The sequence below is a fragment of the Rhizobium ecuadorense genome (assembly GCF_001187535.1).
Taxonomy (GTDB): Bacteria; Pseudomonadota; Alphaproteobacteria; order Rhizobiales; family Rhizobiaceae; genus Rhizobium; species Rhizobium ecuadorense.
On sequence record NZ_LFIO01001529.1, the window covers coordinates 1 to 6168 of the forward strand.

A 6168-nucleotide genomic window follows, 5' to 3' on the forward strand; every position below is an offset into this window, starting at 1 on the left:
TGCTTGGTGACTGCGGCAAGCGCCGATTGATTGGCGTTGGTCGAGCTCTGGTCGATGACGTCATCCAACCGGTATTTCGCCAGGTCGATGCCGATGGAGGCGGAGTAATGCGCAAGCGAAGCCTCGACGCTCGCATGGCGGCGATAATCTTCCAGCCTGTCCTGCGCTTGCCTCTCCGTCCGCCCGACGACAACGCTGATCAAGTTCAGGATCTTCAACGCGGCTCTGCCGCGTCCGAATGCCTCCGTCTTCACCCGCAACGCATCGACGGTCGGCCGGGCCGCCCCCGGATTGGGGCTGGCGATGAACACACATTCGGCGTGGCGGGCGGCAAAATCCTGGCCGCGGGCCGAAGCGCCGGCCTGGAAGAGCAGAGGCGTGCGCTGGGGCGAGGGCTCGGAAAGGTGGATGCCCTCCATCCGGTAATATTTGCCCTCGTGACTGACGGCCCGCACTTTGGAGGGATCGGCATAGATGCCTGACACCTTGTCCCGCTGAACCGCATCGTCGTCCCAGCTGCCCTCCCAGAGCTTGTATAGGATCTCGATATATTCCTCGGCTGCCTCGTACCGCGCATCATGTTCCGGCAGCCTGTCGAAGCCCATGCTGCGGGCGGCACTGTCGAGATAGCCGGTGACGATGTTCCAGCCGATCCGCCCCTTGGTCAGGTGGTCGAGCGTCGACATGCGCCGCGCCAGCAGGAAGGGCGGCTCGTAGGTGGTGTTGACGGTGACGCCGAAACCCAGATGTTTCGTCACATGGGCCATCGCCGAAATCGGGATCAGCGGGTCATTAACGGGGATCTGCGCCGCCGTCTCGATCACCGGGGCAGGGCTGCCCATGTAGACGTCATAGACGCCGACGATATCGGCGAGGAAGATGCCGTCGAGCTTGCCTTGCTCGGCTGTCCTGGCGAACTCCGTCCAGTAATCGAGATCGGTATAGCGTATCGATTCGTCACGCGGATGCGTCCATAGGCCGTGGTTGATGTGCCCGACGCAATTCATGTCGAAGGCATAGATCTGCATTGTCTTCATCAGGCGGCTCCTCAGCCGGGAATAAAAATCAAGGATTTGTATCGCACGGCGATCCTGTGAAATGGTAGGCTGCCGATGAAAAAGCCGGAGGAACCGCATGACGAAGAAGACATTGCCGGATTGGACGGAGCTTGCGCAAAAGGAATTGCGCGCATCGCCCGAGACGCTGACCTGGCAGACGCCTGAGGGTATCGCCGTCAAGCCGCTCTATACGGCAGAGGATCTTGAGGGCGCCGAACACCTCGGCTCGCTGCCCGGTTTTTCACCTTTCACCCGTGGCCCGCGCGCGACGATGTATGCCGGCCGGCCATGGACGATCCGTCAATATGCCGGTTTCTCGACGGCGGAAGCGTCGAACGCCTTTTACCGGAAGAATTTGGCCGCTGGCCAGAAAGGCCTGTCCGTCGCCTTCGATCTCGCCACTCACCGCGGTTATGACAGCGATCATCCGCGCGTGGAGGGCGATGTCGGCAAGGCGGGTGTGGCGATCGACAGTGTCGAGGACATGAAGATCCTGTTTGACGGCATTCCGCTTGCCGACATGTCAGTGTCGATGACCATGAACGGCGCCGTCATCCCGATCCTCGCTTCCTTCATCGTCGCCGGCGAGGAGCAGGGCGTGTCGAAGGCTGATCTGTCGGGCACCATCCAGAACGACATCCTCAAGGAGTTCATGGTCCGCAACACCTATATCTATCCGCCGGAACCTTCGATGCGGATCGTTGCCGACATCATCGAGTATACGGCAAGGGAGATGCCGAAATTCAATTCGATCTCGATCTCCGGCTATCATATGCAGGAGGCCGGCGCGACGCTCGTCCAGGAACTCGCCTTCACGCTGGCCGATGGCCGCGAATATGTCAGGGCGGCGATCGCCAAGGGCCTCAATGTCGATGATTTTGCCGGAAGGCTCTCCTTCTTTTTCGCGATCGGCATGAACTTCTTCATGGAGGCGGCGAAACTGCGCGCGGCGCGGCTGCTCTGGACCCGGATCATGGAGGAGTTCGAGCCGAAAAAAGCGTCCTCGCTGATGCTGCGCACCCATTGCCAGACCTCCGGCGTCTCGCTGCAGGAGCAGGACCCCTATAACAACATCATCCGCACCGCCTTCGAGGCGATGTCGGCCGTGCTCGGCGGCACGCAGTCGCTGCACACCAATTCCTTCGACGAAGCGATCGCGCTGCCGACGGAATTTTCCGCCCGTATCGCCCGCAACACGCAGTTGATCCTGAGCCACGAAACCGGCGTCACCAAGGTGGTCGATCCCTTGGCAGGCTCCTATTATGTCGAGAGCCTGACGAAAGAGCTCGCCGACAAGGCCTGGGCGCTGATCGAGGAGGTGGAAGCGCTCGGCGGCATGACCAAGGCCGTCAACGAGGGCCTGCCGAAACGGCTGATCGAGGAGGCCGCCGCGCGCCGCCAGGCTGCCGTCGACAAGGGCGAGGAGGTCATCGTCGGCGTCAACCGCTACAGGCTCGACAACGAACAGCCGATCGACATTCTGGAGATCGACAACAGCGCGGTGCGCATTGCGCAGATCAAACGCATCGAGGAAACCAAGCGCCGCCGCGATGGCAGTACCGTGCGCGAGACGCTGGCGGCCCTGGCGGAGACCGCGCGCAGCGGCCGCGGCAACCTGCTCGAAGCCGCGATCGAAGCGGCGCGGGCCCGCGCCACCGTCGGCGAAATATCGGACGCCATGCGCGCTGCCTTCGGCGATCATGCCGCAACGCCCGAGGTCATCACGGGCGTCTACGGCGAAGCCTATAACGACGAGCCGGAACTTGCCGTCCTCAAGGAGCGCATGACGGAGGTCACGGAAACGATGGGCCGCCGCCCGAAAATCATGGTCGCCAAGCTCGGCCAGGACGGGCACGACCGGGGCGCCAAAGTGATCGCTTCGGCCTTCGGCGATATCGGCTTCGACGTGCTTGCCGGCCCGCTGTTCCAGACGCCTGACGAGGCCGTCGCGATGGCGCTCGGCGAAAAGGTCAATGTCGTCGGCGTCTCGTCCTTAGCGGCAGGCCACCGGACGCTGCTGCCGCAGCTGATCGACAGGCTGAGGGCGCAGGGCGGGGACGATATCATCGTCGTCTGCGGCGGCGTCATCCCGCGGCAGGATTATGAGTTCCTGCACGAACACGGCGTTGCTGCCGTGTTCGGTCCGGGCACCAACGTCCTCGAGGCGGCACACTCCGTCCTTGACCTGCTACAGGGCAGACGCCGCAATCAGTAAGAGGGCGTAGGGTTGTTTTCCCGCTAAACAACGCCAATGGAGAAGATAGGGGGAGGCGTTTATGCGCCCTCTTCAGATAGCCAGATCCGCAATTGGCCGACGGGCTTGAAACCCAGTTTTTTCATTTCGTCTAGCGCTTCACCGCGATCATATCCGACAAGGGGCAAATTGGCTGAAAAGGCGAAAGTGGCCAATGAAATTGCATCCCGGAAGGCCTGCGGCGTACCAGCCAAACTAAAAATATTGGAGATGCCTACAACCTTCGGCGATCGATTTGCGATGAATCCCGCATCAAAGCCGTCGCCGGCCAATCGACCGTAGATGTGCATATTGGAATCGGAAAGCAGGGCAGGTGTAAAGACGTTGGCATCGGTCGGGCTACCGGACTCTTTCCAGGAACGTTCCCAGCGATCCAGCGCTGCCGCCTCGCGAACGCGTGCCCAACCTTGAGGCGCACTGGATGAACTTTTATGAGGTTCAGCCCAAATCCATGATGCGGAAAACAACAACCTGAACTCGTTGTCGTTGAGATCTAGCTTGGAAAAGCCGTCTTTGATACCAGGTCGCCGTCCCAGCCGATCTGTTAGCCGATCGATTTCAATCAGCTGCTCCTCTGTTGCATCCCGGTCGAGGGTCGTCATGTTGGAATAGTATGGAGGTGCGATTGCATCGCTTGACCAAAACGCACTGGTTCGCTGATCAGGCAATCCATGGGCACGGAATATTGCCTGATACAGGTCGGCATTGTTAGCAGCGCAAAAGCGCACTTTTTCTTCATCTGAGCGTTCGTGGATACCGCTTTGTAAAGAGCTATTTGTCATAGCAAACCTGTTGATCAGAGCGGCTGACACCAAGCCGGTACATTTCGCGACAAGCTATGCGCTCAATAACTTACAGCAATCCGCGCTTTGCGAGGTTGCGCATCAGCGCCGCAATGCCGAAGGTCCAGGGCGGGCATTCGGTGGAGAGCTTTACGGTATTGACGAGCGCGCCGAGCCCCGCCGAGGAAATCTCGACGACGTCGCCGATCTTGTGGGTGAAACCCTGCTTCGGCGCGTCGCGATCCTGGGTCGGCGCAAACAGCGTGCCGAGAAAGAGCATGAACCCGTCGGGATATTGATGATGGGGGCCAAGCGTCTGCCTGACCAGATCGGTCGGATCGCGGCTGATCTGCGACATCGAGCTCTTGCCGTTGAGCACGAAGCCATCCCGGCCGGTGACCTTCAGGTCGAGTTCGGCCTTGCGAACGTCGTCCAGGCCGTACCCGGCATCGAACAGGCGGATGAACGGACCGATCGAGCAGGAGGCGTTGTTGTCCTTGGCCTTGCCGAGCAATAGCGCCGAGCGGCCCTCGACATCGCGCAGATTGACGTCGTTGCCGAGCGTCGCACCCTTGATTTCACCGCGGCTGTTGACGGCGAGCACGATTTCCGGCTCGGGATTGTTCCAGGTCGAGATCGGATGCAGGCCGACATCCGCACCCCAGCCGACCGAGGACAGCACCGGCGCCTTGGTGAAGACCTCGGCATCGGGCCCGATGCCGACTTCGAGATATTGCGACCATATGCCTTCGTCGATCAGCGCCTGCTTGACCGTGGCCGCCTCCGGCGAGCCGGCCTTCAGATTGGTGAGACTGCCGCCAATCAGCGTGCTGACGCGCTCGCGGATCGAGGCGGCGCGCTCAGGACTGCCGGCGGCCTTTTCCTCGATGACGCGCTCGATCATCGACTGGGCGAAGGTGACGCCGCAAGCCTTAACCGCCTGCAGGTCGGCGGGTGCCAGCAGACGGGGACGCGCTCCATCCGGCATTCCCTTGCTGTTGGCGGCGATCTCCTCCAGCGAGCCGATCGCCTTGCCGCCTGCAGTGCGGACAAAGCCCGCGGCATCCTCCTTCTCGAGCAGGGCGCTCAGCGTCGGCGTCTCGCGCGACGTGATGTCGACCAGCGCACCCTCCCGAAGCACGACGACGCTTGGCCCGCCAACTTCGGGGGACCAGACGCGGCCGACAAAAAGACCGCCCGAAGCGGCGGCATCGAGAAGGGGATGAGACATGGTGATCTTCCGTCACAGCGAGCCGGGAGCGCTCTTTGGAATTTTCGGGGTCGTTGCCGCCCTCCAGCCCGGCGGCCGCCGAAATCGATCACATTCATCGAGGTCGGGCAAGATAGGCTGGGGAAAAAGACTTTCGCCGGATCGGATCGAACGGCCGCCTTCTGGGGAAATTCCAATCGCAGAACGTCCACGAAATAACTATTTAGATACAAAATAATCGTTACATTTCATATATTTAATTCTCCCCATGCGCGATTCCATCCCGGATCTTGGCTTGACAGGCGCCGGCTTTCGTTATCTGTTTTGGCCGACATGGAGGATGCCGGCGTCGGCCGGCCGCACAAAAATCCCGGGAGGATATTGCAGCGATGTTGAGATTTGCCGTCGTCGGAATCGACCATGGGCATACGTTCGATCACGTGAAGGGATTGCTTGCCTCGGGCGGCGAGTTCGTCGGCTATTGCCCGCAGACCTCGGTGCCGGCCTTGCGCGAAGCCTTTGAAAAAACTTATCCCGCCGTGCCGCAGATCGACCGGGAAAAGCTGTTCGACGATCCGTCGATCGATGTGATCTGCATTGCCGCGATCCCGCGTGACCGCGCCGGGCTTGCCATCCGGGCGATGAAAGCAGGCAAGGACGTGATGACCGACAAGCCCGGCGTGACGACCTTCGCCCAGCTTGAGGAGGTCAGGCGCATCGTTGCCGAGACCGGTAAGATCTTCTCGATCTGCTTTTCCGAGCGCCACTGCGTGCGCTCCGCCGTCAAGGCCGGCAAGCTCGTCGCCGACGGCGCGATCGGCAAGGTGATCCAGACGCTCGGCGTCGGCCCGCACCGTCTGCAGC

At 61.2% G+C, this 6168-nt stretch carries 5 protein-coding genes; 2 read left to right on the forward strand and 3 right to left on the reverse strand.

Going from position 1 to position 6168, the window contains the following annotated elements; all coding sequences use genetic code 11:
• On the reverse strand, positions 1–1037 hold a 1037-nt coding region (locus AF337_RS31625; RefSeq protein WP_049735246.1), incomplete at its 3' end, for an NtaA/DmoA family FMN-dependent monooxygenase.
• A gap of 97 nt (positions 1038–1134) precedes the next feature.
• Here AF337_RS31625 and scpA point away from each other — a divergent pair.
• A complete protein-coding gene (gene scpA, locus AF337_RS31630; RefSeq protein WP_049735247.1) occupies positions 1135–3273 on the forward strand; it encodes a methylmalonyl-CoA mutase in 2139 nt (712 codons plus the stop codon).
• Positions 3274–3332: 59 nt separating this feature from the next.
• Here the strand turns inward: scpA and AF337_RS31635 are convergent, their stop codons facing one another.
• A complete protein-coding gene (locus tag AF337_RS31635; RefSeq protein ID WP_049735249.1) occupies positions 3333–4094 on the reverse strand; it encodes a hypothetical protein in 762 nt (253 codons plus the stop codon).
• Between the two features lie 70 nt (positions 4095–4164).
• Positions 4165–5325 carry a fumarylacetoacetate hydrolase family protein gene (locus AF337_RS31640; protein WP_049735248.1) on the reverse strand — a complete coding sequence of 387 codons (1161 nt, stop codon included), beginning with the start codon at positions 5323–5325 and terminating at the stop codon, positions 4165–4167.
• Between the two features lie 368 nt (positions 5326–5693).
• Between AF337_RS31640 and AF337_RS31645 the strand changes: the two genes are divergently transcribed.
• Positions 5694–6168, forward strand: a 475-nt coding sequence (locus tag AF337_RS31645; RefSeq protein ID WP_160320387.1) for a Gfo/Idh/MocA family protein, incomplete at its 3' end; no start/stop codon positions are given.

Coding starts and splice junctions, on each gene's coding strand:
- scpA (WP_049735247.1), top strand. CDS start 1,135: ATGACGAAGAAGACATTGCCGGATTGGACGGAGCTTGCGCAAAAGGAA.
- AF337_RS31640 (WP_049735248.1), bottom strand. CDS start 5,325: ATGTCTCATCCCCTTCTCGATGCCGCCGCTTCGGGCGGTCTTTTTGTC.
- AF337_RS31635 (WP_049735249.1), bottom strand. CDS start 4,094: ATGACAAATAGCTCTTTACAAAGCGGTATCCACGAACGCTCAGATGAA.